Genomic DNA, 25,455 nt, shown 5'->3' on the forward strand with positions numbered 1-25,455 from the left:
TCAGTCTCCAGGTAAAGCCCGGATAGTGAAATCCAGATAACGAATATCAAACTGAATACTCTTAAGATGCAGATCCGTTACTTATTGGCCCTCGGCCTGCTTTCATGCCAGGCCACGGCCAACGATGCCGTGCCTGAGCCCGCCCCGGATCAATGTCTGGTGGTGCCTCCCATTCCGTTACCAAACCCATCTCAGGATGCCGGTGCTGAAGAACAGGTGGAAATTCGCTCTGTATTCTCCGATGCAGTGATGAATCAAAACGCCATCTTCGAGGGCGATGTGCAGTTCCGCCAGGGCAATCGCTCCATCTCCGCCGACCGTGCGAATATGGATTACGAGAAGCAGCAATTGGATGCCGAAGGTAACCTGGTGTTTCAGGAGAGCCAGTTTAGCGTTACCGCCGATAATCTCAGTGCCAAAATCAAGGACAACAGCGCCACGCTGAGTGGCGCCCAGTATTGGCTGCATGGCCAGCAGGTTCATGGCAATGCCCGCAAGCTTGAGATAACCAAAGACAACAATCTCATTCTCAACGGTACTGACTTTACAACCTGCCCGCCGGGTGACAGTTCCTGGCTCCTTGAGGCCGAGCGGATCAAGATTGACTCCAGCGAAGAGTGGGGCGAAATCTGGAATGCCAAGATGCGCATTGCCGATGTCCCTGTGTTTTATGTCCCCTACATGACGGTCCCGGTTTCGGATAAGCGCAAAACCGGTTTTCTGTTCCCCCAGTTCAGCACCAGCACCACCAACGGGGTGGAAATTGCCACGCCCTGGTACTGGAACATTGCCCCCGAATACGATTTAACCCTGACGCCCCATTACATGTCGTCACGGGGTTTGTATTTGCAGAGTGAGTTTCGCTATCTCGCGGGCGATGCCCAGGCGGGCCGGGTAAATCTGGAATACCTCGGTAGCGATCGTCTGCTGGAAAACAGCGACGACCGCTACCTGTACCACTGGGAACACAGGGGCGCCATAGACAAACACTGGCGAGTCAACGCGGCCTTTACCGACGTCTCCGACAATAACTACTTTAACGATCTGGATTCCGAAGTCGCCAGGGCCACAGACAACCAGCTGTCCCGCATCGGCGAAATGAGCTATTTCGAGAACGACTGGAATATCAGCGCCCGGGTGCAGGATATCAAGGTTCTGGGTGAGGACGAAGTACCTTATCAGGTGATGCCGCAGCTGAGCGTTAACTACCGAAGCCAGGATTTGCTCAATACGCTCGAGTTCAGTTTCTTTGGCGAAGCCACCAACTTTGAGCACAAGGATCAAGATCAGGTCACGGCCACCCGTCTGCATCTGCAACCGACGCTGAGCCTGCCAATCCACGGTCCGGCCGGGTCGTTAACCAGCGAGTTAACCCTGCTGCAAACCAACTACTGGCAGCGTAACACCGATTGGATGCCCAACTCAGAACTCGCCAGCTCTGTCAGCCGCACCCTGCCAAGGGCCAAGTTGCATGGCCAAATCAATCTGGAGCGCAATACCCAGTGGCTGGGTGAATCCTATCGCCAAACCCTGGAGCCTCAATTCCAATATTTGTACGTAGGACACGAAGATCAGGATGATATCGGCATTTACGACAGTGCCAGGTTGCAGGATGACTACTATGGTCTGTTCCGGGCTCGCCGCTTCTCGGGGCTTGACCGTATCGCCGATGCCAACCAGCTGACGCTGGGCTTGACCACCCGCATCTTCGATGAACACAACCAGGAACAGTTCAAGTTCAGCCTCGGCCAAATTCTCTATTTCTCAGAGAGCAAGGTATCCCTGACCGAAGGTATTGCCGAAGAGCGCCCCAGCTCCTCGGCGATTGCCGCCGAACTGGACGCTCATCTCTACGAAGATTGGTATTTCAGTGGCGCCCTGCAATACGATGCCCGCACCCGGGATAATAAAAAGTCGGAGTTCACCCTGGATTACCGTCCCGGCGGCGAAAAGCTGGTGCAGTTCAGCTACCGCTATGTGCCGGATTTGGTGAACACCAACACCAATGAAGAAGTGGGCATCAGCCAGGCCGGTATGCGCACCACCTGGCCTTTGACCGATAGCCTCTACTTTGTGGGCAACTGGTACTATGACCTCAACGAAAGCCGTTCGGTGGAAGCCTATACAGGTTTTCAATATGAGAGCTGCTGCTGGGCCGTACGTTTGAGCTATCACTACCGGATAAAAACCAACTACGATGACGATTTCAATACGGTACAGGATAACCGCGAGCTCTTTGAAAGCGGTGTATACCTGAATTTCGTGATAAAAGGCCTTGGCGGCTCAGGCCCCATGGGTGTCAGCGACATGCTGGATGAAGGGCTGTTCAACTACAGAAAGCCGCTTTATCTGAGGAATTAACACAGAAATGTGGTAGATTGCGAAACCACATTCAGGACGCGTTGTCCAAACAGGTTAACACTGCCGGGTTTTCTGTGCCGGTGAGGTGGAAGAAAACCGAAAAACGCCAAGGATTTATTTGGATGAAACCCTGTAAGAAACTGATTTTTGCCGCTCTGGCCATGACAATGGGCTTTCAGAGCTTAGCTGCACCCCAACCCCTGGATCGCGTTGCCGTGCAGGTAAACGACGGTATTGTGCTGGAAAGCGAAATCCAGAATATGATGGATACCGTAAAGAAAAACGCCTCCGCCGCCGGCCAGACGTTGCCCTCTGACGATGCCCTGCGTACCCAGGTCATTGAGCGCCTGATTCTGACTCGCCTGCAATTGCAGATGGCCGAACGTATTGGTCTGCACATTGGTGATTTGCAGCTGGATCAGGCCATCGAAAACATCGCCCGCGAACAGAACATGACTGTGGCCCAGATGCAACAGGCGATTCAGGCCGAAGGCATGAGCTTTGCGCAATACCGCGAGCAGCTGCGTGAAGAAATCACCCTTGGGGAAATCCAGCGCATCCAGGTACAACGCCGTATCCAGGTTTCTCCTCAGGAAATCAACAACCTGGTGAAAATGATTGAAGAACAGGGCAACAAGGACGTGGAATACCAGATTGGCCACATCCTGATTGAAGTACCAAGCAATCCCACCAGTGCCGAACTGGAATCTGCCAGCAAGCGTGCCCAGGCCGTCATGGATCGCCTGAACGCCGGCAACGACTTCCGCTCCATCGCCATCGCCGCCTCGTCCGGCCCCAAGGCGCTGGAAGGTGGTGTTTGGGATTACATGAACATCAACGAAATGCCTACGCTGTTTGCGGAAGTGATTGGTGATGCCAAAAAAGACACCATCATAGGTCCTATCAAGAGCGGCTCAGGTTTCCACATCCTGAAAATCATTGACATCCGCGGTCTGCAAACCCGTGAAATCGAAGAAGTGCGTGCCCGCCACATACTGCTGAAGCCTTCACCAATTCTTTCTGAAGAGCGCGCCAAGGCCATGCTGGATCAGTTTGTGACCCAGATTAAGAGCGGTGAAGCCAAGTTTGCAGATATCGCCCGCCAGTACTCTGAAGACCCCGGCTCTGCCACTAAGGGCGGCGAGCTGGGCTGGGCCGAACCCAACATCTATGTGCCTGAATTCGCACAGATGCTTGGCCAATTAAGCCTGGATGAAATCAGCGCACCGTTTCGTACGGCCCACGGCTGGCACATAGTGCAGCTGGAAGAAAAGCGTAAGACAGATGCCACCGAAAAGTTCAACACCAACCGTGCACATCAGCTGATTTACCGCCGTAAATTCAACGAGGAGCTGCAAGGCTGGCTCGATGAAATTCGCAGTGAAGCCCACATCGATGTGTGGGAAGCCGAAGCTAACAGAGGTTAATCAGAGTGACAGTGAAACGCATCGCCATCACCCCCGGAGAGCCTGCCGGTATAGGCCCAGATCTGGTGATCCAGCTTGCCCAGCAAGCCTGGCCGGTACAGTTGGTGGTATGCGCCGATCCTGAACTTTTGCACAGCCGGGCCCGCAAACTGGGGCTGCCACTGACACTGGAGCCCTATGATGCCAGCCTGCCTGCCAAACCCCAGTCTGCGAGTACGCTCACCCTGGTACCCTTCAAGCTGAATGCGCCAGCCGAGTGCGGCAAGCTCAATGAGCAAAACGGCAGCTATGTGGTCGATACCCTGAGCTTCGCCGGTGAAAAAAATATGACCGGCGAGTTTGATGCCGTGGTCACTGGGCCTGTACACAAGGGCATCATCAACCAGGCGGGTATTTCTTTCAGTGGTCACACTGAATTTTTTGCCAATCAGGCGGGTTGCCAGGATGTGGTTATGCTGCTGGCCTGCCCCGGTTTGCAGGTGGCACTGGTGACCACCCATATTCCACTGGCGTATGTGGCCAAAGCCATTACGCGGGAAAGATTACATAAAATTATCAAGATCCTGCATCAGGATCTGGTCAGCAAGTTTGGCATTGCCTCACCCAAAATTTATGTCTGCGGCCTCAATCCCCATGCCGGGGAAGATGGACACCTGGGCCGCGAAGAGCTGGATGTGATCATCCCTGCCCTCAATGAACTCAGGGAAGAGCTGAACTTTAATATCGTCGGCCCGTTGCCTGCCGATACCCTGTTCCAGCCAAAGTATCTGGACGATGCCGATGTGGTACTTGCCATGTATCACGATCAGGGATTGCCGGTGCTGAAAGCACAGGGTTTTGGCAAGTCCGTCAACATCACCCTGGGCCTGCCTTACATTCGCACCTCGGTGGACCATGGTACCGCCCTGGAGCTGGCAGGTACGGGTCGCGCCGACATCGGCAGTTTTGTTTGCGCCCTCAACAAGGCCATAGAACTGGCTGCCAAGACCAACTGATAGAGAGTCATGAGTAATAAAGTCCATTTGGGCCATACGGCCAGAAAACGTTTCGGTCAGAACTTCCTGACCGATGGAAACATCATCAACCGCATCGTCGGCGCCATTTCACCCGACGATGAGCACGTGATGGTGGAGATTGGCCCGGGCCTCGCGGCCCTGACCGAGCCCGTTGCCATGGGCATCAAAAACCTCACGGTTATTGAGCTTGACCGTGACTTGGCCGAGCGCTTGAAAGTTCACCCCACTCTGAAGGATAAACTCACTATCCATCAGGGCGATGCCATGAAGTTTGACTTCAGCCAGTTGGTAGAGCCTGAGCGCAAGCTCAAGGTCTTCGGCAACCTGCCATATAACATCTCCACCCCGCTGATGTTCCATCTGTTCGAATTTGCAAAGCACATTGAGAACATGCACTTTATGCTGCAAAAAGAAGTGGTGCTGCGTCTCTCGGCTTCTCCCGGTACCAAGGCCTACGGCAAGCTGACCGTCATGGCCCAGTACTACTGTCAGGTAGTGCCTGTACTGGAAGTGCCGCCCAGCTGCTTTACCCCGCCACCCAAGGTGGATTCGGCTGTGGTGCGTCTGGTGCCATATGCTGAAAAGCCCTGGCCATGTCATGATGTGGAAATGCTGCGCAAGGTGTGCAACACCGCCTTTAACATGCGTCGCAAGACCCTGCGCAATAACCTGAAACCCCTTCTTCAGGACGCCGACTTTGACGTTCTTGGCATAGATGCAGGTCTACGCCCCGAAGACATCAGCGTGGCCCAATATGTGGCCATGGCCAACTATTTGTGTGAAAAGCGATAAACTCCAGTAACAGGCAAATAATCCGGAATGACGATGACCGACGTAGATCCCGCAATCAAGGTTGAGGTAAACACCGAATACCTGGAAGAGCAATCCACGCCCGCCGAGCACAAATACGTGTTCAGCTACACCATCACCATCATTAATCTGGGTGACAGAGCGGCCAAACTGGAAAGCCGTCACTGGATAATCACAGATGCCAACGGTCACATGACCGAAGTGCAGGGTGCCGGCGTGGTGGGAGAAACCCCCACCATTCCACCCAACACCGCCTATCAGTACACCAGCGGCACTGTGCTGGAAACGCCGGTCGGCTTTATGGAAGGTCGTTACGGCATGGTTTGGGAAGACGGAAAGCCGTTTCAGGCTGCCATTCCCACCTTCCGCCTCGCCGTCCCCGGCGTACTGCATTAATTCTCCGCCATGGCGCGATACTTTGTCGGTGACATCCAGGGCTGTTATGAAGAGCTGATGCGGCTGCTGCTGCGGGTCGACTTTCATCCCTCAAGGGATGAACTCTGGGCCGTCGGCGACTTGGTTGCTAGGGGGCCCGAGTCCCACAAGGTGCTGGGCTTTTTCAGCTCACTGGGGGATGCCGCCAAAGCTGTGCTTGGCAACCATGACCTGCACCTTTTGGCCATACATGCCGGCCTCAAACGCCCCAAACCCAGCGATAAGCTTAAAAAGTTGTTGGACTCCAAACACCTGCCGGGGTTTATCCACTGGGTGCGCCATCAACCCCTGATGCGGGAGCTTCCCGAGCACAAACTCATCATGACCCATGCAGGGGTGCCTCCCCAATGGGATCTGCCAACATTGCGTGAAGAAGCCAATGAAGTGAGCAAGGTACTGATGAGCGACACCTACCTTGAACTCATTGGCAGCATGTACACCGAAGAGCCCGAAAGCTGGGATCCCAATGCGTCCGGGTTTCTCAGACACAGGTACTGTATCGACGCCCTGACACGGATGCGCTTTCTCTACCTCGATGGTCGACTGGATTTTGCCTGTAAAAAGCCGCCCGTCGACTGTGACGGCATGGCCTTAAAACCCTGGTTTGAGTTCCCATCGAAGTTGGACGACTATACCCTGGTGTTTGGCCATTGGGCCGCACTGATGGGCAAAACCGATAATCCAAGGCGCATAGCCCTCGACACAGGCTGCTGTTGGGGTGAAGACCTCACTCTCTGGCACCTTGAATCCGGGGAAAAAATTACCCAAAAGAAGTTAAAATAGAGTTAAACTAAAGCGCAAAGAGGCCGATACAAAAGAGCCGCGCGTCACAGCACCATACTGCTTTCTGATTCGGGAAAAAAACTAAAACATCGCCGGAGTGTCCTATGAAAATCAAAGTCGCCACCAGAGTCATTGGCGGGTTCAGTTTTGTTACCCTTCTGTTGGTCATACTCGGTGGCGCTTCGCTGGTCACCAACAACAATCTCAAAGACAGTACCGCCATTATGCAGGAGTTGAGTATGCCTGCACTCGAGGCAACCGGGCATCTTTCCGAAACCCTCAGCGAACAGCAGCGGCTCATTCTTAAAGCCTTCCACAGCAAAACCTCGGCGGCCGTGCCTGGGCTGGAGAGGTCATTCGATCAACTGAGCACTGGCTTTGACAATCAATTTTCCCTGCTCTCCGGCCTGCTGAATAACCGTGATAATTTTCAGGGCCAACTCAGCGGTCTGAGCAGCAGCTATCAGTCGCTCGAAAGCAACAGCAAGGCCATGCTCAAGGCCCGCTTCGACGCCCTTTCCCAACAAGAAGAGCTGCTCAAACTGCGTGAGAGGCTGGAAAACAGCGCCGACGACGCCTCTTCCAATCTGTTTGATCTTATCGATTTGGAAAGCAGCCAAAATCAAACTGAACGCGAGATTGCCGCAGCCGCCAGCGCCATAGATACCACCATGACGGGTATCATCACCACGGTTTACGATCTGGTTGCTGCCGAAGAGCGCAGCAAGTATGAGCTCATCGCCAAAGAGCTGGACTACATGCTCGGCGAAGTGAAAACAAAGATGGAGTATATCTCCCGCCACGGTGAAGGCATTATTGATGCTGATTTGGTCAGCACCCTCAATGATGACAGTAACAAGGTGCTTAAAATGCTGGAAGGCAAGGACACCCTGGTCACCCTCAAGTCGCGCCAGATTGACAGTGACCTGCTGGCATCAGACAAACTGACCGTGGTGGAGAAAAATGCGCTCACTGTTACAGAGCAGATGAAGCGCCTTGCCAAAGACATAGAAACTGTCACTAACGACATCAGCAATCAGGCCCTGAACGACATCAACAATGCATCCCTCAGAACCCTGGTCCTGGTGGTCATCGCCATAGTCGTGGCTGTGGTGATTAGCTTTGCCGTGGTGAGCCCCCTGAAACGCTCACTGGATGAAGTGAACGGCGCCCTCAATGTGTTGGCCTCCGGCGACCTCACACACAAGCTGGACGACACGGGTCACGATGAATTTGCCGAGCTGTCACGCAACTGCAACCGCTTGGTCGACAGTCTGCGCAGCCTGATTGCCAGCATCCTCGACCGTTCGAACCAACTGGCTGCGGCCGCTGAAGAAACCTCTGCCATCACATCACAAACCACCATAGGTATTCAGGAGCAGAAGAGTCAGGTCGATCAGGTTGCAACAGCCACCACTGAATTGAGCTCCAGCGCCCATCAGGTGAACATGAGTGCCGATGATGCCTTGAGCCAGATTAAGCAGGCTGATGAAGAGACCCAGCACATGCGTACCATCGCAGATGAAAACAAGCGCACCATACTGTCGCTGGCAGATGAAGTGGCCAAGGCCAGCAAGGTGATCAACAAAGTTCATTCCGATAGCGCCTCTATCGGCTCTATTCTGGATGTTATCCGCGGTATTGCTGAACAGACCAATCTGTTGGCCCTTAACGCCGCCATCGAAGCTGCCCGCGCCGGTGAACAGGGACGTGGCTTTGCGGTGGTCGCTGACGAAGTTCGCAGCCTGGCATCACGTACCCAGGACTCCACCCGTGAAATTCAGCAAATGATTGAAGTGCTGCAGCAAGGCACTCAGCAGGCAGTAGCCGTAATGCAGCTGGGTCAAAACCAGGCGCAAAGCTGTGTGGAAAAAACCGAGCAGGCCAATCAGGCACTGCAGACCATCAGTCACTCAGTGCACCGGGCCTACGATGCGGGTACTCACATTGCCCAGGCCGCTCAGGAGCAGAATCTTGTCAGCCAGCAAGTTTCCGAAAAGCTGGAGCATATTGCGGCCATCTCTGAAGAAACAGCCTTGGGGGCAGAACAAACTGCCAAGTCCAGCCACGAGGTAGCCCGCCTTGCCGAAGAACTGCAAAGCTCGGTGAAAGAGTTCCGGGTGTAAACGCCCTGTCTTTTAAAAGCCCCTGTATGGGGCTTTTTTATTGGCACTTTAAACGCCTTCTGCCGCACTTGGGGAGTGGAGTGCGACAACTCAAGGCTAGGACTAGGGGGAAGTGAGATAAGTCGGTTCCATAGTGCTCAGCACCGGTTAAATCTAAGCTCTGGCGTGGCGAGTGATGGAAAATAACAGATAACGGCAGTGACGGGCAGGCGGCGTTGGGGTACAAAGCGGCAGTAAAAAGCCGGGCAATCGCCCGGCTTTTTTGATTGTGGGGGGATAAAATCAGTCGTCAGACTCTTCGCCACCGCCAGACAGACGCTCTTTGACAGCAGCAGTGATAGGGCTGCCGCCATGACCATTGGCTTCGGCCCAGGCCACTATGGTCATGCCATCGGCCTCAGTCGCGCTCAGTTCAGTGGCCGACAGACGCTTGGCAACAAATTCACCCACATCATTGGCACCGGCACCCATGGCGGTACGCAGCAAGCTCGCACCATCGCAGCTAATACCCGAATAGATGTTGCGCAGTTTTACACGGCTTTCCTTGAGTTTTTTACGAAGACGATTCTTGTCGTTCGCTTTCACATAGTCACAAATACTGGCCACCAATGGATCTGTATTTGCCATGGCGGGTGAAGGGAGGAAAGAAGCAGCAATGGCAGCTGCAAGGGCCAGGGGCAAAACACGCATCTCATACTCCTCGGATTGTTTTTTTATATTTATCAGTAAAGCCGAATTTTCGAATTTACCTTTAGGGCACATACCACGGCGATTAATTTAACACTTTTTTACCAAGGTGATAAAGCGATATCGAAGGCCTTTGTCTGACACATGTTCAGTGGATTCAACCGTTTCCCAGCTACCATCATCCCATTCCGGGAAGTGGGTATCGCCCTCAACATCCAAGGCTATCTCGGTTAAATATAGCTTATCTGCCTGGGAAATCAGGGTTTGGTAGAGCTGACCACCACCAATCACAACCAGCTCCTCGCAATTACCGGCCAGATCAACGGCTTCTTCAAATGAAGACACCAGGCTAATACCTTCGTGGGGGTAGTCACTCTGACGGGAAATCACAATATTGTGTCGACCGGGCAGTGGACGTCCGATGGATTCGAAGGTTTTCCGCCCCATCACCACGGGTTTACCCAGCGTCATGGCCTTGAAATGCTTAAGATCTTCCGGCAAATGCCAGGGCATTTGATTATCTTTTCCTATCACCCGGTTGTTGGCCATCGCGGCAATCATGGCGATACGCATAAAAGCTCCCTCTTTGAGTTGTGTTTATATGATGGGGCGGGTACGAAAATACAACAGACTCGGCAGGGCCAGGCCCACCGACAAGGCGCCAAGGATAAAGACGGTTTTCAGTCCATTACTTATCACGGCGCCGGTCAGCTCTGGGCTGACCTGAGATTGCGCCGTCAGCTGTACCAGCGCAATCACGGTGTTAAAAGCATAGGTTCCCGGGATCATGGGGATAATGGCGGCAACCGCGTAAAGCAAGGGTGGCGCCAGGTGACGTTTGGCAAATCCTATGGTCACAGTGCCCACCAGAGCCGCCGCAGCAAAGGTTGCCCATTCAATGGGTAAACCGAAGTGGAGGATAAGGGTACGGAAACTGTGTCCCAGGGCACCTGCGAGGGCGCAATAGGGTAAAAAACGTTTTGGAACGTTAAATACCATGGCAAACCCCACGGCGGGTATGGCCGAGAAGAAGGCGTCGTTGAGCAAGGTAAGTGCTAAATTCACAGAAACTTGCCCCCCAACTGCATCGCTATGGTAATGCCAATAACAGAGGCCACTGTTAACAAGGTCGCGTGCCCCCAGCGGGAAATCCCGACGTTCATATGCCCCTTCACCATGTCAGAGATGGCATTGATCATCGGAAACCCCGGCACCAACATCAGCACGCTGGCCGCCATGGCAAGCTCAGGGGTTTTGGTCAGCGGGCACTCATAACTGAGCTGTGCCACCGCCGTGGTAACAAAGGCGGTCAGTGAAAAAATGATCAGTGGGTTAAAGTGCCTGCGCGCCAGTGACAAGCGCACACTCATGCCTATGGCCGCTGCGATAAAGGTGATGATGGATGACATCCAATCGCCGCCAAACAGATGGCAAAAACTGGCACAGGACAGGCCAATCATGGGGATCACCAGCGCGGCGGGGTAACTCTTGGGGGTGATGCGGGCCACCCGTTTTCTGACTTCGTTGGGGCCATAGAGGCCTTTCTCAGCTAGCAGGCAAATCCGTTGCAACTCGCACACAATCCGCATATTGATGCCATGCTCACGAATACGGCGGGTGGTGGTGATACAACGGCCATGTACCAAGCTGGTCAGTACGAGGGAATTGGATGAGATGGACAATTCGACACTGGCCAGTCCAAGGGCCCTGCCCAGGCGCTGACTGATTTCTTCGACCAAATCAGACTCGGCGCCATAGGCCAGCAGGAGCTGCGCAACGCGCACCACCTGCCGGGTTATGTCATTCTGGGTATCTGCGTACACCGCTATCCCCGATTGAAGGCTTATCTCTGGTAAATGACTTCCACGTCGTAGTCGTCATCATCGAAATCATCGTCATCATCCGAATCATCGAAATCCGGGTTCAGATCGTCAAGCTGAGCCTTGTGGTAATTGTCCCACTTGAACTCCACTTCCTTGTCAGGATCGGCGGCAGCAGCCTCATCTGGCAGACTCTTGATGAAGTCGAACAGCTTTTCAGCCAGCTCTTTGGTACCTTCGCGGGTTGCGGCAGACATGGTGTACACATCGCCTTCCCAGCCAAGCTCAGCCACAATGGCGTCAACACGCTCCTGCAGCTCTTCTTCCAGCAGCAGGTCGGTTTTGTTGAATACCAACCAGCGAGGCTTGGCAGCCAGCTCAGGTGAATACTTTTCAAGCTCAGCCACAATGGCGCGGGCACTTTCAGCCGGGCTTGAACCATCAATGGGCTCAATATCCAGAATGTGCAGCAGCACGCGGCAACGCTCCAGGTGCTTCAGGAAGCGAATACCCAGACCGGCACCTTCGGCGGCGCCTTCAATCAAACCAGGAATGTCCGCAATCACAAAGCTCTGACCGGGACGCGGGTTCACCACGCCGAGGTTTGGCACCAGGGTGGTAAAGGGATAATCGGCAACCTTTGGCGTCGCGCGGGAAACCGCACGGATAAAGGTCGATTTACCGGCGTTTGGCATCCCCAGCAGGCCCACATCAGCCAGCAGCAGCAGCTCAAGGCGCAGCTCACGAACCTCACCCTTGGTACCCAGGGTCTTTTGGCGTGGAGCACGGTTTACGCTGCTTTTAAAACGGGTATTGCCCAAACCGTGGAATCCACCCTTGGCCACCAGCAGCTTTTGACCTACTTCGGTCAAATCACCCAGCACTTCATCGGTGTCAATGTCCACTGCACGGGTACCCACAGGAACACGCAGGGTCAGATCGCTGCCGCCTTTACCGGTACAGTCACGACCACGGCCATTTTCGCCGCGCTCTGCCAGATAAAAACGCTCAAAGCGGTAATCAATCAGGGTGTTGAGGCTGGCATCGGCCACCAGATACACACTGCCGCCATCACCACCGTCGCCCCCATCGGGACCACCGTCTGGAATGTATTTTTCACGGCGAAAGCTTACGCAACCGCTGCCACCGTCACCGGCCTGAACCTTAATGACCGCCTCGTCGACGAACTTCATATCAACTCCTCACCACAGAATGGGGCAATTATACCGCCTGCAGCGCGGCAGACCAAAATCTCTATCAAACATAGGGCAAAGCCCCAGACAAAACAAAAGCCCCACCAGAGGCGGGGCTTTATCAGCTTAGCTGTTACGAAGCTTATTCTTCGATGCTAACGAACTTGCGGTTGTTAGGACCTTTAACTTCGAACTTAACTTTGCCGTCAGTCAGGGCGAACAGGGTGTGGTCACGACCAATACCTACGTTCACACCGGCGTGGAACTTGGTGCCACGCTGACGAACAATGATGTTACCAGCCAGAACTGATTCGCCGCCGAAGCGCTTTACACCAAGACGTTTGCTTTCTGAATCGCGGCCGTTACGAGTAGAACCGCCAGCTTTTTTGTGTGCCATGAGTCAGACTCCTATTAAGCGTTGATAGCAGTGATTTTAACTTCAGTGAACCACTGACGGTGGCCCATCTTCTTCTCGTGGTGCTTACGACGACGGAACTTCTGGATAGTTACCTTTTCGCCGCGGCCGTGAGCAACAACAGTAGCAACTACTTTGCCGCCAGCAACCAGTGGAGCACCCACTTTCACGTTTTCACCATCAGCAACCAACAGAACCTGATCGAACTCGATGGTTTCACCAGTAGCAACTTCGATTTTTTCCAAACGTACAGTATGGCCTTCAGCAACACGGTGTTGCTTGCCACCACTTTGAAAAACAGCGTACATAGCTATTTTACTCCGAAAAATTCTGACGCTTCGCGCTAAATCCCCTCAGGGCGTGAGCGATGCGCCATAAAAAACTTTAATGACAATGGGCGCGGAGTTTACGCTAAGAATGCCCAGCTGACAAGCCCTAATTAGCAAAGATTAAAAAAAGACCCGCATAACTCCCACATTAACCGGGCAACTGCTGCCATCGTCATTATTTTTAGGTAAGATCGCGGCTATTATAACACTTATGCCTAAATCAGGGCTTAGTTATGCCCAGTCCTGACAATCAGAGTCTATCTATGGATTTGAATGCCATTCGACAGCTGGCCGACGCCGATATGCAGGCAGTCAATCAGCTGATCTACAAACAACTGGAATCCGATGTTGCCCTCATCAACCAGCTGGGCTTTTACATTATTAATGGAGGCGGCAAACGTTTGCGCCCTCTGTTATCGGTATTGGCCGCCCGCGCCGTTAACTATAATGGTGAAGGTCATCTCAAACTCGCCGCCATTATCGAGTTCATCCATACGGCCTCACTGCTCCACGATGACGTAGTGGATGAGTCTACATTGCGTCGGGGCCGTGAAACCGCCAACGCCCTCTTTGGCAACAGTGCCAGCGTGCTGGTGGGTGACTTCCTTTATACCCGCTCTTTCCAGATGATGACCGAGCTTGGCAGCATGAAGGTGCTGCAGGTGCTGGCCGACGCCACCAACGTGTTAGCCGAAGGGGAAGTGCTGCAGTTAATGAACTGCAACGATCCCAACACCACTGAAGACAGCTACATGCGGGTCATCTATTGTAAAACCGCCAAGCTGTTTGAAGCGGCCACCCGTCTTGCCGCCGTACTGGCAGGCAGTGATGAAAAGGTCGAAGAGGCCCTTGCCGACTACGGCAAGTATCTGGGCACGGCCTTCCAGCTGATTGATGACTTGCTGGATTACACCAGCGACGCCGAAGAGCTTGGCAAGAACATCGGTGACGATCTCGCCGAAGGTAAGCCTACCCTGCCACTGATTTACGCTATCGGCCATGGCAACGAGCACGAGCAAGCCCTCATTCGTACCGCCATTGAAAAAGCCGATGGCACAGACGCCATTGAGGAAATCCTAACAGCCCTGCATCGCTGCGGCGCACTGGATTACACCCGCAGACGCGCAGAAGAAGAAGCAGACAAGGCCATTGCGGCCCTCAGCGTCCTGCCGGAAGGTGACTTTAAGATGGCGCTCGAGTCACTGGCCAGAATCGCAGTCTCCCGCAGTAACTGACAGTCCGCAGTAACTGACAGCCAGCATCACCCAATAAAAAACCTCGCATCGGCGAGGTTTTTTATTGGGCTGCATTTTTAAACATAAAGAGAGTTACAAGCGCCAGTCGATGGGCTCACCGCCCTGAGCCTGTAATAGCTCATTGATTTTTGAAAAGTGGCCACAACCAAAAAAGCCACGATAAGCTGACAAGGGCGATGGATGCACACCCGACAACACCTGATGCTGAGGTGCGGTAATGCCCTTGCCCTTCTTGATGGCATGGCTCCCCCAAAGCACAAAGACGATGGGCGCCTCACGCTCATTGAGCAGCTTAAGCGCGGCCGCAGTAAAGGTTTCCCAACCCGCCTTGGCGTGGGAGTGGGCCTTGCCCTCCTCTACCGTTAGCACGGTGTTAAGCATCAAAATCCCTTGTTTGGCCCAGGGCAACAAGTAGCCGTGGGACGGGGTTTCAAAGCCGGGAATATCCGTGCTGAGCTCCTTATACATGTTCACCAGGGAGGGCGGCGGCTTAATGCCGGGTTTGACTGAAAAACACAAGCCATGGGCCTGACCGGCACCGTGGTAGGGGTCCTGACCTATCAGTACCACCCGCACCTTCTCCAACGGCGTGTGCTCAAACGCAGCGAACACCTCCTCTTCGGGAGGATAAATGGTTTTGCCGCTTTGACGCTCTGCGGCGACAAATTCGGTGAGGGATTTAAAGTAGGGTTTCTCAGATTCGGCGGCAATAAAGTCCTGCCAGCATGCAACGGCCATGGGGCTCCCGGGCTGAATGATTTACTGCGCCGCAGTGTATCTTATCGGCCATGGCAAATCAGCCTCTCTGCCCGGATAGCACACCAAGGGTCACGACGAAGATCCCAATCGAGACGAAAGTCGGTGGTCAGCCCCGTGGATTTGGGTAAAATCAGCAAAGATGAAAATACAGGACACAACCATGTCAGAAAACGCCAACAGTCTGTTTGAACTCGCCGATAAGTTTATTGCGCTGGCCAACGAGCTCACCGCCACCGAAGGCGATGTGGGTAAAGTGGGCACAGCGCTGCGTTTTGCCGCAGCCCGCTTCAATGCCTTCGAAGCCGCCATCAAGTCGGCGGATCTGCAAAACGAAAAGGCCAACGCCCTCAAGTGGTTCAGCGATGATTACCAGGACATGCTGAACGATAACCTGGACGACCATATCGCCAACCCGCCGGTGGCAACACCCGATGCGGAGCCTGCCGTTGACACCGCGGTGCAGACATTCAAGCTCTGAGCCGCGCCAAGCGCATTAAAAAGGCCGCATTATGCGGCCTTTTTCGTTCCTGCAAGGGTTCATCACAGACCTTGCCACAGGGTCCAGATTACCCTTAGGCCGAGCAGTATTAAGATGGCACCGGACAGCTTATCGATAATGGCCGCCTTCTCACGAAGTTTGGGTAAAAGCCTTGGGTGCGACAGCATCAGTGCCACGATTGTGTACCAGAGACCATCCACCACCAGCGGCGTCAGCACGATAATTGCCTTACCTTCGAGGGTGGATGACGCCATCACAAACTGGCTGAAGAGCGCCAGAAAAAACAGCAAAATCTTGGGATTGAACAGCGATATGGCAATACCGTCACGGGCCGCTTCGATAAGCGTGGATGCCTTGCCTGCGGCGAGCTTATCCTGCATGCCCCCTTTTGAGTTGAGCGCCCCCCAACCCATCCACATCAGGTAGAGGGCACCTATCAGCGCAATGCCATTAAACACCAGTGGCGCTTCTTTCATGGCAAGGGCGAGCCCAAGCAGGGTGATAAGGGCATACACGCCAATACCTATGGCATGGGCCCAGGCACAGGCGATACCCGCGCCCCTGCCGCCACCCAGCGTATGGCGCACCACCATGGCCAGGCTGGGCCCGGGCGACATGGCCCCCAAACAACACACAGCCAGCAGCGCCAGCCAAACACTGAAACTCATACTTCCCCCAATTTACTGCGAAATCCTGTTTATCTTTTTACTGCTGGCCAGGCTTACCACTGCTCTTCGCGGCACTGATAAGCAGATACTTAAGCACCAAAGCGCAGCACACAAAACCTGAAGGGTGCCACTATACTGCAGCCTCCTCAAAAGGTTGAAGTAAGAATTACCCCGTTTTGCTCATGGCCCCAAAGCATACCCTGGCGCCCCATTATCACAGACTCCCGTCGGTGAGAAACTGTTCCATGTGCATGGATATCACGATATTTCGTGACTTATTCAACAAAGATCCACCCTGAGTCCATGACGCCCCAACAGGGGCAGGCTATACTGCCGCCATTCATCAGTCACAGCCCCGACCAACGCCCATGCCTACACATGAAAGCTTTTTACCGGAGAACCGCCTGCTGCTGGATGCTGTCAGCGAAGGTATCTATGGTTTTGATTTGGATGGTCATGCGGTGTTTATTAATCCTGCGGCCGAACGTATGACCGGCTGGAAGGCAAACGAACTGCTGGGTAAAACCATCCATAATTTTCATCACCACAGCCATGCCGATGGCAGCCACTATCCCCATGAAGATTGCCCCATCTATCAAACCCTGAAGGATGGCAAGGCGCGGGAGATCAGCAACGAGGTGTTCTGGCGCAAGGATGGCAGCAGCTTCCCGGTGCATTACAGCTCCACCCCTGTGTGGCAGGACGGCAAGCTCAAGGGTGTGGTCGCGATATTTCGCGATATCAGTCTGCAGAAACAAACCGAACAGTCGCTGCGCCAGGCGCTGGAGCAGGTGCAGGCGCTGTCGGAGCAGCTGGCCTCTGAAAACTCCCTGCTGCAGGCAGAGCTTGAAGACAAGCGCGGCCCGTCGCAAATCACCGGCAGCAGCGACTGTATTCAAAACCTGCAAAAGCAAATCCGCCTGGTGGCCAACACCGACAGCACAGTGCTGATACAGGGCGAAAATGGCACCGGCAAGGAGCTGGTCGCCCGGGAGCTTCATCAGCTCAGCAGCCGCCGTGATAAGCCGATGATCTCGGTTAACTGTGCCGCCTTCTCGGCATCCCTGTTGGAAAGCGAGCTCTTTGGCCACGAAAAGGGCGCCTTCACCGGTGCCAGCAGTCGCCGTAAAGGCCGCTTTGAACTGGCCCACAAGGGAACCCTGTTTTTGGATGAAGTGGCCGAGCTCAGTCTGGAGGCACAGTCCAAGCTGCTTCGGGTGATTCAGGAGCAGGAGTTTGAGCGTGTGGGTGGCAGCGAGCGCATCAAGGTAGATATCCGCCTGATAGCCGCCACCCACCACGACCTGCAAAAACGGGTCGAGCAGGGGCTGTTCAGGATGGATCTTTTTTACCGCCTGAACGTGTTTCCACTGAAGGTGCCTCCCCTTCGCCAGCGTGCAGGAGACATTCCCGAGCTGGTTCAGCAACTGCTGAAGAGCCTGTCACAGAAGCTCGGCAAGCCGCTGGCAGGGGTCGATGCCACCAGCCTAAAACGCTTGCAGCAATACAGTTGGCCGGGCAATGTGCGCGAACTGCAAAACCTGCTGGAGCGTGAAGCGATTCTCACCCACCAGCCTATTCTGAAAATGAGCTCCATCCCCGGCAGTCAGGCAGTACCTGTCGCGGGAAAAACCCTGGCCGAGGTGGAGGCAAGCCATATTCTCTCGACCCTGGAAGATTGCGACTGGCGCATCTCCGGCCCAAACGGGGTGGCGGCGATTCTTGGACTCCCGCCCAGCACCCTGAGATCCCGAATGCAAAAACTCGGGATCCGCCGACCTTAGCCCAAAGTGCCGTTAACGGAGCGCCGCTTAAGTCACGACATATCGCCAAGTCACGATATTTCGTGATTCATCAGATTAAGCAAAACAAAATTAATCAATAATATCAGCTAGATGTAAACAAGCACCAGCTGGCACGGCTCTTGCCATTAGGCCCCTGTGTGAGTCATTCAGGAACAACCAAGGTGCAACAGAGCAATCAATCCCAGCAAAGCATTCCCGTTACTTTCATCCCCTCCAGCGAAGAGCCTTCAGCGCACAAGGAGCCCTCAGCGCATACAGAACCCTCAGCGAGTGGAGAGCCATCGGTCCCCCAAAAGCCGTCATCAAAAACGGCAGCCAAAAGCGGCGGTAAAATCCAGTTTCGAAGCCAGTCCGGTCTGTTTCAGCGTTGGCGCAGCGCCACCGGAGCTGGCCTGATAGCACTGTTTTTTCTGCTGCCCTTTATCAGCTGGCATGGGCGCCAGGCCATTTGGTTTGATTTAAGCAATCAGCAGTTTTACTTCTTCGGCACCAGCCTGTGGCCCCAGGATTTTACCCTGCTGGCCTGGGTCTTTATTGCCGCAGCCTTTGGCCTATTTTTCGTGACCCTGTTTTGGGGCCGGGTCTGGTGCGGCTTTTTATGCCCGCAAACCCAGTGGACTTTTATGTTTGCCTGGGTAGAAGAAAAGTTTGAAGGCAGCCGCAATCAACGCATCAATCTCGACAAGGCGCCCTGGAGCCGGGAGAAACTCACCAAACGGCTCGGGAAACACAGCAGCTGGCTGCTGATGTCACTGCTGACCGGCTGCGGCTTTATCGCCTACTTCGTACCGGCGCGGGAGTTGTATCCTGCCATCTTCAGTTTCAGCGCAGGATTCTGGGACACCGCCTGGGTATGGTTTTTTGCCATCTGTACCTACCTCAACGCCGGATGGATGCGCGAGCAAATGTGCCTGCACTGCTGCCCCTATGCCCGCTTCCAATCTGCCATGTTCGATGAATTCACCAAAACCGTCACCTACGATGCGGCCCGTGGCGAAAGCCGTGGACCGCGCAAGCGTAAGGCCGCCACCGAGCTTGGCGACTGCGTGGACTGTAATTTGTGCGTGGAGGTGTGCCCCACCGGCATAGATATCCGCAACGGCTTGCAGTACGAGTGCATCAACTGCGGCGCCTGTGTCGATGCCTGTAACCAGACCATGGCCAACTTCGGCTATAAGCCCGACCTTATCGCCTTCACCAGTGAAGCGGGCCTCAAGGGGAAAACGCCGCCCCTTTGGCAGCGCAAACGCTTTATCGGCTATGGTCTGGCACTGATTGCCATTCTCGCCACCATGGGACTGGACATGGCAAGTCGCAGCAGTATCGAGCTCAACGTGCTGCGGGACCGCCAAAGCCTTTACCGTGAAACCACGGGCGGCCAGATTGAAAACACCTATCTGCTTAAAATCCGCAATAAAACCCAGCAACCCAGGGAGTATCGGCTGGCCGTCACAGGCGCCCTGCCGCTGGCGCTGTCGAAAACTGAGGTAAGCATTGCCCCCGGCGAGCAGATTGAACTGCCGCTGACACTCACTGCTGCAGCAGGAGCCATCAAAACCAGTCGCAGTAAGCTCACCTTCACGGTTTCTGAACTCGTCTCTGAATCAGAGACTGAGTCAGGGGCTGGGGCTGATGAGGAAGCAGAGGCAGTCAGTCAGGATTCGGTGTTCTTCGCCCCCTGAAAAGCAGGACGGCAACCTGAGAAAGAGATGTGGGCCAGCTCAAACTCCGATGCAGGAGTTGGCCCCTTTCACCTTGGCTTAAGGGCGCATCATTATGCTGAGTGGGTTTTTACGAAAGGAATGACCCATGATCCTCACTCTCAGCACCCTGATGACCCTGCTCCTCGTTGCCGCCGTGGTGGCGCTGCTCATCGCCCGCAGCAAGGGTGAAGCTATCCCTCTGGCGGTTGTCCCCGTTATCGGGATGATGGCGCTGATGGTGGGTTCGGCCACCTACTTTGTGCACAGAGCCAGCGAGCAGCAGGACTATCGCGAGCTGTTATGGCAGCCTCTGGCTGCGGATAAAATTCCCATGCTGGTTCAGGGTGGCTATACGGTGTTTGTGGATTTGCATTCCGACTGGTGTATGGCCTGTCAGACCAACCGCGTTGGTGTGCTGCATCGCCCCGAGGTGGTCAGCACCCTGCTTTCTGGCAAGGTGGTGTTGATGCAGGCCAACTGGAGCCAGGAGGCCGAGCGCATCTCGCCCCATTACGGCAAGGTAGCTGCACCCGGTTCGCCCTTTAATAAGGTCTATGGCCCGGGAATGCCAAGGGGACAGATATTACCATCGGAACTGAGCCCGAATGATGTCATCACTGCCATCCGAAGCGCCAAAGGCAGCTGATACCACATAATAAAAACGCCGGCAAATGCCGGCGTTTTTTATGCTCGCACACAATGCTGTGCCCAGCAGGATTAAATCTCGTAGTGCAATCCACACTCACGCTTTAACCCATTAAAGCGGGTGTCTTCTTCGCTCATGCCGAGCTCCAGTGGCTTGGTGGAGTGGGTATCGCCCACAGACACATAGCCCTGCTCCCACAGCGGATGATAAGGCAGCTCGAATTTGGTCAGGTATTCATGCACATCCTTGTTGCTCCATTCAATAATCGGCAGCAGCTTAAAGCGCTTACCGTGAATGGCAAGGATGGGCAGCCCTTCCCGGGTCGATGCCTGGGTGCGGCGAAGGCCAGCAAACCAGGTGCCCATTTCCAGCTCATCCAGCGCCCTTTGCATAGGCTCAACCTTGTTGATGCGGTTGTAGCGCTCAAGGCCATCCAGCCCCTGCTCCCACAGCTTGCCGAAGCGGGCTTCCTGCCAGGCAGCCGTCATCGGGGCGCGGTACACCTTAAGGTTAAGCTTAAGGCGCTCGGTCAGTTCATCGATAAAGCGGTAGGTCTCCGGGAACAAATACCCGGTATCGGTCAGCACCACAGGAATATCGCTTTTTACCTGCGTCACCAAATGCAGCATCACCGCCGCCTGGATACCAAAACTGGAGCTTACAATATGCTCGCCGGGTAATTCACGCAGTGCAAATTCAACCCGCTCGGCAGGCGTGGCCTTGGCCAGCTGTAAATTGATGTCCGCAAGCGCGGCCGCTTGCTCGGCTGCGTCCAGACTAAGTAAATCGTGATAATTCATGCTTATCTCCAAGGGTTCTGGCGTCGCTACACGTCTTGGCACCGGCCATCGGGCCGCCAAAACAAATGGGGGAAGCTTTGCTTCCCCCTGACTGGTCTCAGGCGTGGAAGTCGGTTTTACTGACTTTCACTTCGGCAACAACACCCACCCGAATAACAAAATCACCAAAACATTCACCTGGGTTACGCTCAACTGACCAGCGGCCAATCAAGGTATCCAGTGCCGCCAGAATTTCCGCTTCGGCCACGTTATCCAAATACAATTTCGGAATACGGGTTCCCGCAGTGTTACCGCCCAGATACAGGTTGTATTTGCCAGGACCACGGCCCACTAAACCTGCTTCTGCCAACATGGCGCGGCCGCAGCCATTCGGGCAACCCACGACGCGCAGGATGATATGGTCGTCGGCAATGCCGTGCTTGCTCAAGATCCCTTCAACGTGGGTGACCAGCGTTGGCAGGTAACGTTCGGCTTCTGCCATCGCCAGCGGACAAGTTGGCAGTGACACGCAAGCCATCGAGTTTTTACGCTGAGTAGTCACGTTTTCCAACAAACCATGATTGCGCGCCAGCTGCTCAATCTGCGCTTTATCTTCGGCTGCAACCCCTGCGATAACCAGGTTCTGGTTTGCCGTCATGCGAAAATCGCCTTTATGCACTTTGGCAATTTCAGCAACACCCGTTTTCAGCGGCTTACCCGGGTAATCGAGCAGACGGCCGTTTTCGATAAAGAGTGTTAAATGGTGCTTACCATCAATGCCTTCCACCCAACCAAAGCGATCGCCACGGTGGGTAAATTCGTAAGGACGGCTTGGGCCAAAGGCCACGCCAACCCGTTGTTCCACTTCAGATTTGAAAGCGTCAACGCCGATACGATCTATCGTGTATTTGGTTTTGGCATTTTTCCGGTTAACCCGATCGCCGTAGTCACGCTGCACTGTGACCACGTGCTCTGCGACTTTCAGCACATGCTCAAGACCGATAAAGCCCAAATCTTCTGCCCGGCGCGGATAAGTCGCTTTATCGCCGTGGGTCATCGCAAGGCCGCCACCAACCAACACGTTAAAACCAACCAGCTGGCCATTTTCGGCAATGGCCACGAAATTTAAGTCGTTGGCGTGTACGTCGACGTCATTGTGCGGTGGGATCACCACCGTGGTTTTAAACTTACGCGGCAGGTAGGTATCACCCAGCACCGGCTCAGTTTCCGTGGTTTCTACTTTTTCTTCGCCCAGCCAAATCTCGGCATAGGCGCGGGTTTTTGGCAGCAAATGTTCAGAGATTTTCGCAGCCCACTCATAAGCTTGCTGGTGCAACACCGATTCCACAGGGTTTGAGGTACACAGCACGTTGCGGTTTACATCACCGGCGGTTGCAATCGAGTCGATGCCAATTTTATTCAGCATCTGGTGCATCGGCTTGATATCCGGTTTAAACACGCCGTGGAACTGGAAGGTCTGGCGGGTGGTTAACCGAATTGAGCCGTACATGGTGTGCTCGCGGGCAAATTCATCAATCGCCAGCCATTGCTCAGGCTTGATAATCCCGCCGGGCATGCGCGCCCGCAGCATCACATTATGCAGCGGCTCCAGCTTTTGCTCTGCGCGCTCAGCACGTAAATCGCGGTCATCCTGCTGATACATGCCGTGAAAACGCACCAACATGAAGTTATCACCGGTGAAACCACCGGTAATTTCGTCTTTTAAGTCTGTGGTGATAGTGCCACGCAGATGGTTGCTTTCAGCCTTCAGACGCTCGTTATCAGACAGCTGGCCCTGCACCTGCAGTTCAGGTTTAATTGGATATTGGCTCATTAATAAACATCCTTCTGATAACGCTTGCTCTCGCGTAACTCTTCAAAATACTCGTCGGCTGCTTCGTCAGACAAGCCACCGTGGGTTTGGGCAATTTGCAATAACGCCTGATGTACATCTTTCGCCATCCGGTTACCGTCACCACAAATATATAAGTGAGCGCCTTGTTGCAGCCAAGACCACACTTCGGCGCCTTTGGCAGCCAGTTTATCCTGCACATACACTTTTTGTGCTTGGTCGCGGCTAAATGCCACATCCAGGTGGGTTAACACGCCACGCTTCAAGTAGTCTTGAAGCTCCACCTGATATAAGAAATCACGGGTGAAATGCGGGTTGCCAAAGAACAGCCAGTTCTGGCCGGTCGCACCTGCGTTATCACGCTCTTGCAAGAACGCCCGAAACGGCGCAATACCGGTGCCGGGGCCAATCATCAACACTGGCGTATCATTGCTGGGCAGGCGGAAGTTGTCATTGTGTTCAACAAAGACTTTCACCGGCTCTCCTTCAGCCAAGCGCTCAGCTAAAAAGCCTGACGCACCACCTAAATGGGTGCTGCCAAAAGCATCGTAACGCACCACGCCAACGGTTAAATGCACTTCTTCGCCCACTTCGGCTTGGCTTGAGGCGATGGAATACAAGCGTGGCTGCACTTTGCGCAGGCTGTCCACCAGTTGCTGTGCGCTGATGTTGGCAGGGTTTTGCACAATCACATCGGCACTTTGTTTATCGGCCAGATAAGCGCGCAGCGCGTCTTTGTCTGCGCCAAGCGCTTGCAATTCGGCATTGTTGCTCGCCTCTGCGTACTTGGTCACCAGTGACGGGTAAGCCTGGGTGAGCTCCAGCTCGTCGGTTAACGCCGCTTGCAGGGTTAACGTTTGGCCAGACAGTTCAACTTGCTCGCTGCCAGTTAAACCTGTGGCGGCCAGCACGCTGGCGACAAGCTCCGGTGCATTGCGGAAATACACCCCTAAAGCATCACCCGGCTGATAGGTCAGGCCGGTGCCTTCCAGCGAGATCTCAATATGACGCACGTCTTTGGTGGAATTACGCGCCGTGATCTTTTGATTAATACTTAACTCAGCGGTAGCTGGGTTTTGCTTATCATACTGGCTTTGGCTAGCCGCGGTGCCAGTCGCACCAGGCCATGCAATCACTCGCTCGCTACCGGCGCCTGATGCTTTAAGCAGCGGTGTAAACACATCCAAGGCTGCTTCCTGCCAGTTTTTCGCACCCTCGGCATAATCGACGTCAAGCAGGGCGGGCTCATACAAGCGTTTTGCACCTAATACAGCCAGTTGGCTGTCAAAGTCAGTGGCGGTTTTGCAGAAAAACTCATAGCTGGTATCGCCAAGGCCCAACACGGCAAATTGCAGCTCGGGTAACTTCGGTGCCTTTTTGCCAAACAGGAACTTATAGAAACTCACTGCGCTCTCGGGTGGCTCACCCTCGCCATAGGTCGAGGCAACAATGATGAGGAATTTTTCTTTTGCCAACGCATTGGTTTTATACGAGGCAATATCCTGTAACTGCACCGCTAAGCCACGGCTTTCTGCCGCCGCTTTGATTTTACTGGCCACGCCTTTGGCATTGCCGGTCTGCGATGCGTAAAGCACCGTTAAAGTCGCGGCTTCCTGGGCAGCTGGCGCTGCAGCAAAAGCCCCCCCAGCGGCAGATTGCGCGCTTGCCGCCAGATAACCACTGACCCAGGCCAGTTGCACGGCATTGAGCTCAAAAGTCAGTTGCTTGAGCTTGTCGACCTGCTCGGCACTGAGCGGAGACGCGAGAGAGGATAATTCTTTTAACAGCATGAGGACGACCCAGTGACATTTTATTGCATGCTAGCTTAGTGCCCTTTCGGACAAGCAAAAAAGAATAAAATTTAATTTTTTATTCTCTTTGGGAATATGCAGAGTCGAATTTTTAAGCTACAAAAGTGTGGCCAGGCGCAAATTTTTTGCTCCGACCAGTGGCTTAAGTCGCCTCATGAAGAATATGCGCTTGTGTCGGCAGGCAGACTTGCCACAATGAGGTCACACCGTACAGAGCTCTGTCCCCTACAGACAGCCGGTTGCAAAACCGCCCAGCCTGTCCCTCCTGTTTCGCC

24 protein-coding genes are annotated in these 25,455 nt (G+C 54.2%); 12 read left to right on the top strand and 12 right to left on the bottom strand.

Translation table 11 applies throughout. From position 1 onward, the window contains the following. Positions 1 to 66: 66 nt before the first annotated feature. From lptD to JQC75_RS14590, 7 genes are all read left to right on the top strand, one after another. Positions 67 to 2,361: an LPS assembly protein LptD gene (lptD, locus tag JQC75_RS14560; protein WP_203324767.1), complete on the top strand. Its 2,295-nt coding sequence runs from the start codon at positions 67 to 69 to the stop codon at positions 2,359 to 2,361. Between the two features lie 122 nt (positions 2,362 to 2,483). Next, positions 2,484 to 3,788, top strand: a complete 1,305-nt coding sequence (gene surA, locus JQC75_RS14565; RefSeq protein WP_203324768.1) for a peptidylprolyl isomerase SurA — start codon at positions 2,484 to 2,486, stop codon at positions 3,786 to 3,788. A gap of 5 nt (positions 3,789 to 3,793) precedes the next feature. Beyond that, a complete protein-coding gene (gene pdxA, locus JQC75_RS14570) occupies positions 3,794 to 4,783 on the top strand; it encodes a 4-hydroxythreonine-4-phosphate dehydrogenase PdxA (RefSeq protein ID WP_203324769.1) in 990 nt (329 codons plus the stop codon). A gap of 9 nt (positions 4,784 to 4,792) precedes the next feature. Continuing rightward, positions 4,793 to 5,596 (top strand): 16S rRNA (adenine(1518)-N(6)/adenine(1519)-N(6))-dimethyltransferase RsmA, encoded by an 804-nt coding sequence (gene rsmA, locus JQC75_RS14575; protein WP_203324770.1) that lies wholly within the window; start codon positions 4,793 to 4,795, stop codon positions 5,594 to 5,596. Positions 5,597 to 5,629: 33 nt separating this feature from the next. After that, positions 5,630 to 6,010 (top strand): Co2+/Mg2+ efflux protein ApaG, encoded by a 381-nt coding sequence (apaG, locus tag JQC75_RS14580; protein ID WP_203324771.1) that lies wholly within the window; start codon positions 5,630 to 5,632, stop codon positions 6,008 to 6,010. Between the two features lie 9 nt (positions 6,011 to 6,019). Then, positions 6,020 to 6,832 carry a symmetrical bis(5'-nucleosyl)-tetraphosphatase gene (locus tag JQC75_RS14585; RefSeq protein ID WP_203324772.1) on the top strand — a complete coding sequence of 271 codons (813 nt, stop codon included), beginning with the start codon at positions 6,020 to 6,022 and terminating at the stop codon, positions 6,830 to 6,832. Between the two features lie 104 nt (positions 6,833 to 6,936). Further along, a complete protein-coding gene (locus tag JQC75_RS14590; protein WP_203324773.1) occupies positions 6,937 to 8,958 on the top strand; it encodes a methyl-accepting chemotaxis protein in 2,022 nt (673 codons plus the stop codon). Positions 8,959 to 9,240: 282 nt separating this feature from the next. On the opposite strand, the gene JQC75_RS14595 is transcribed toward JQC75_RS14590, so the two are convergent. The 7 genes from JQC75_RS14595 to rplU form a co-directional block, all read right to left on the bottom strand. After that, positions 9,241 to 9,648 carry a DUF3718 domain-containing protein gene (locus tag JQC75_RS14595; RefSeq protein ID WP_203324774.1) on the bottom strand — a complete coding sequence of 136 codons (408 nt, stop codon included), beginning with the start codon at positions 9,646 to 9,648 and terminating at the stop codon, positions 9,241 to 9,243. A gap of 87 nt (positions 9,649 to 9,735) precedes the next feature. After that, positions 9,736 to 10,218 (bottom strand): type 3 dihydrofolate reductase, encoded by a 483-nt coding sequence (folA, locus tag JQC75_RS14600; RefSeq protein WP_203324775.1) that lies wholly within the window; start codon positions 10,216 to 10,218, stop codon positions 9,736 to 9,738. Between the two features lie 24 nt (positions 10,219 to 10,242). Continuing rightward, positions 10,243 to 10,710: a threonine/serine exporter family protein gene (locus tag JQC75_RS14605; protein WP_203324776.1), complete on the bottom strand. Its 468-nt coding sequence runs from the start codon at positions 10,708 to 10,710 to the stop codon at positions 10,243 to 10,245. Continuing rightward, positions 10,707 to 11,468, bottom strand: coding sequence for a threonine/serine exporter family protein (locus JQC75_RS14610; RefSeq protein ID WP_203324777.1), 762 nt, complete (start codon positions 11,466 to 11,468; stop codon positions 10,707 to 10,709). The genes JQC75_RS14605 and JQC75_RS14610 overlap by 4 nt, the downstream gene beginning before the upstream one ends. Before the next feature lie 20 nt (positions 11,469 to 11,488). Further along, positions 11,489 to 12,658 (bottom strand): Obg family GTPase CgtA, encoded by a 1,170-nt coding sequence (gene cgtA, locus JQC75_RS14615; RefSeq protein WP_011760935.1) that lies wholly within the window; start codon positions 12,656 to 12,658, stop codon positions 11,489 to 11,491. Positions 12,659 to 12,800: 142 nt separating this feature from the next. Further along, complete coding sequence (gene rpmA, locus JQC75_RS14620; RefSeq protein WP_037439204.1) at positions 12,801 to 13,055, bottom strand: 50S ribosomal protein L27; 255 nt, start codon at positions 13,053 to 13,055, stop codon at positions 12,801 to 12,803. A gap of 14 nt (positions 13,056 to 13,069) precedes the next feature. Next, positions 13,070 to 13,381, bottom strand: coding sequence for a 50S ribosomal protein L21 (gene rplU / locus JQC75_RS14625; RefSeq protein ID WP_011760937.1), 312 nt, complete (start codon positions 13,379 to 13,381; stop codon positions 13,070 to 13,072). Positions 13,382 to 13,665: 284 nt separating this feature from the next. Here rplU and ispB point away from each other — a divergent pair, with 284 nt between their 5' ends. Beyond that, positions 13,666 to 14,637, top strand: a complete 972-nt coding sequence (gene ispB, locus JQC75_RS14630) for an octaprenyl diphosphate synthase (protein ID WP_203327235.1) — start codon at positions 13,666 to 13,668, stop codon at positions 14,635 to 14,637. Positions 14,638 to 14,730: 93 nt separating this feature from the next. Here the strand turns inward: ispB and ung are convergent, their stop codons facing one another. After that, a complete protein-coding gene (gene ung / locus JQC75_RS14635; protein ID WP_203324778.1) occupies positions 14,731 to 15,396 on the bottom strand; it encodes a uracil-DNA glycosylase in 666 nt (221 codons plus the stop codon). A gap of 181 nt (positions 15,397 to 15,577) precedes the next feature. Here ung and JQC75_RS14640 point away from each other — a divergent pair, with 181 nt between their 5' ends. Further along, positions 15,578 to 15,895: a DUF3144 domain-containing protein gene (locus JQC75_RS14640; RefSeq protein WP_203324779.1), complete on the top strand. Its 318-nt coding sequence runs from the start codon at positions 15,578 to 15,580 to the stop codon at positions 15,893 to 15,895. Between the two features lie 62 nt (positions 15,896 to 15,957). On the opposite strand, the gene JQC75_RS14645 is transcribed toward JQC75_RS14640, so the two are convergent. After that, on the bottom strand, positions 15,958 to 16,584 hold the full coding sequence (locus tag JQC75_RS14645) for a LysE family translocator (protein WP_203324780.1): 627 nt from the start codon (positions 16,582 to 16,584) through the stop codon (positions 15,958 to 15,960). 368 nt (positions 16,585 to 16,952) lie between these two features. Between JQC75_RS14645 and JQC75_RS14650 the strand changes: the two genes are divergently transcribed. The 3 genes from JQC75_RS14650 (at position 16,953) to JQC75_RS14660 (ending at position 20,738) form a co-directional block, all read left to right on the top strand. Further along, a complete protein-coding gene (locus JQC75_RS14650) occupies positions 16,953 to 18,368 on the top strand; it encodes a sigma-54 interaction domain-containing protein (protein WP_203324781.1) in 1,416 nt (471 codons plus the stop codon). Between the two features lie 227 nt (positions 18,369 to 18,595). Continuing rightward, entirely contained in the window at positions 18,596 to 20,071 is a 1,476-nt protein-coding gene (gene ccoG / locus JQC75_RS14655) for a cytochrome c oxidase accessory protein CcoG (RefSeq protein ID WP_203327236.1), read from the top strand. Between the two features lie 127 nt (positions 20,072 to 20,198). Beyond that, positions 20,199 to 20,738 (top strand): thioredoxin family protein, encoded by a 540-nt coding sequence (locus tag JQC75_RS14660; RefSeq protein ID WP_203324782.1) that lies wholly within the window; start codon positions 20,199 to 20,201, stop codon positions 20,736 to 20,738. A gap of 71 nt (positions 20,739 to 20,809) precedes the next feature. Here JQC75_RS14660 and JQC75_RS14665 read toward each other — a convergent pair whose 3' ends face one another. The 3 genes from JQC75_RS14665 to JQC75_RS14675 form a co-directional block, all read right to left on the bottom strand. Next, a complete protein-coding gene (locus tag JQC75_RS14665; protein ID WP_203324783.1) occupies positions 20,810 to 21,538 on the bottom strand; it encodes a phosphoadenylyl-sulfate reductase in 729 nt (242 codons plus the stop codon). A 97-nt stretch (positions 21,539 to 21,635) separates the two neighbouring features. Then, positions 21,636 to 23,351, bottom strand: coding sequence for an assimilatory sulfite reductase (NADPH) hemoprotein subunit (gene cysI, locus JQC75_RS14670; RefSeq protein ID WP_203324784.1), 1,716 nt, complete (start codon positions 23,349 to 23,351; stop codon positions 21,636 to 21,638). Next, on the bottom strand, positions 23,351 to 25,159 hold the full coding sequence (locus JQC75_RS14675) for an assimilatory sulfite reductase (NADPH) flavoprotein subunit (protein ID WP_203324785.1): 1,809 nt from the start codon (positions 25,157 to 25,159) through the stop codon (positions 23,351 to 23,353). The genes cysI and JQC75_RS14675 overlap by 1 nt, the downstream gene beginning before the upstream one ends. Between the last annotated feature and the right edge of the window lie 296 nt (positions 25,160 to 25,455).

The organism is Shewanella litorisediminis (assembly GCF_016834455.1).
GTDB classification, from domain to species: domain Bacteria; phylum Pseudomonadota; class Gammaproteobacteria; order Enterobacterales; family Shewanellaceae; genus Shewanella; species Shewanella litorisediminis.

Bases quoted from the DNA above. Each gene is read 5' to 3' on its own strand.
- JQC75_RS14650 (WP_203324781.1), top strand. From the start codon at position 16,953: ATGCCTACACATGAAAGCTTTTTACCGGAGAACCGCCTGCTGCTGGAT.
- surA (WP_203324768.1), top strand. From the start codon at position 2,484: ATGAAACCCTGTAAGAAACTGATTTTTGCCGCTCTGGCCATGACAATG.
- ung (WP_203324778.1), bottom strand. From the start codon at position 15,396: ATGGCCGTTGCATGCTGGCAGGACTTTATTGCCGCCGAATCTGAGAAA.
- rplU (WP_011760937.1), bottom strand. From the start codon at position 13,381: ATGTACGCTGTTTTTCAAAGTGGTGGCAAGCAACACCGTGTTGCTGAA.
- JQC75_RS14590 (WP_203324773.1), top strand. From the start codon at position 6,937: ATGAAAATCAAAGTCGCCACCAGAGTCATTGGCGGGTTCAGTTTTGTT.
- JQC75_RS14645 (WP_203324780.1), bottom strand. From the start codon at position 16,584: ATGAGTTTCAGTGTTTGGCTGGCGCTGCTGGCTGTGTGTTGTTTGGGG.
- lptD (WP_203324767.1), top strand. From the start codon at position 67: ATGCAGATCCGTTACTTATTGGCCCTCGGCCTGCTTTCATGCCAGGCC.
- JQC75_RS14595 (WP_203324774.1), bottom strand. From the start codon at position 9,648: ATGCGTGTTTTGCCCCTGGCCCTTGCAGCTGCCATTGCTGCTTCTTTC.
- JQC75_RS14665 (WP_203324783.1), bottom strand. From the start codon at position 21,538: ATGAATTATCACGATTTACTTAGTCTGGACGCAGCCGAGCAAGCGGCC.
- JQC75_RS14585 (WP_203324772.1), top strand. From the start codon at position 6,020: ATGGCGCGATACTTTGTCGGTGACATCCAGGGCTGTTATGAAGAGCTG.
- rpmA (WP_037439204.1), bottom strand. From the start codon at position 13,055: ATGGCACACAAAAAAGCTGGCGGTTCTACTCGTAACGGCCGCGATTCA.
- rsmA (WP_203324770.1), top strand. From the start codon at position 4,793: ATGAGTAATAAAGTCCATTTGGGCCATACGGCCAGAAAACGTTTCGGT.
- folA (WP_203324775.1), bottom strand. From the start codon at position 10,218: ATGCGTATCGCCATGATTGCCGCGATGGCCAACAACCGGGTGATAGGA.
- JQC75_RS14660 (WP_203324782.1), top strand. From the start codon at position 20,199: ATGATCCTCACTCTCAGCACCCTGATGACCCTGCTCCTCGTTGCCGCC.
- JQC75_RS14675 (WP_203324785.1), bottom strand. From the start codon at position 25,159: ATGCTGTTAAAAGAATTATCCTCTCTCGCGTCTCCGCTCAGTGCCGAG.
- apaG (WP_203324771.1), top strand. From the start codon at position 5,630: ATGACCGACGTAGATCCCGCAATCAAGGTTGAGGTAAACACCGAATAC.
- JQC75_RS14640 (WP_203324779.1), top strand. From the start codon at position 15,578: ATGTCAGAAAACGCCAACAGTCTGTTTGAACTCGCCGATAAGTTTATT.
- cysI (WP_203324784.1), bottom strand. From the start codon at position 23,351: ATGAGCCAATATCCAATTAAACCTGAACTGCAGGTGCAGGGCCAGCTG.
- ispB (WP_203327235.1), top strand. From the start codon at position 13,666: ATGGATTTGAATGCCATTCGACAGCTGGCCGACGCCGATATGCAGGCA.
- cgtA (WP_011760935.1), bottom strand. From the start codon at position 12,658: ATGAAGTTCGTCGACGAGGCGGTCATTAAGGTTCAGGCCGGTGACGGT.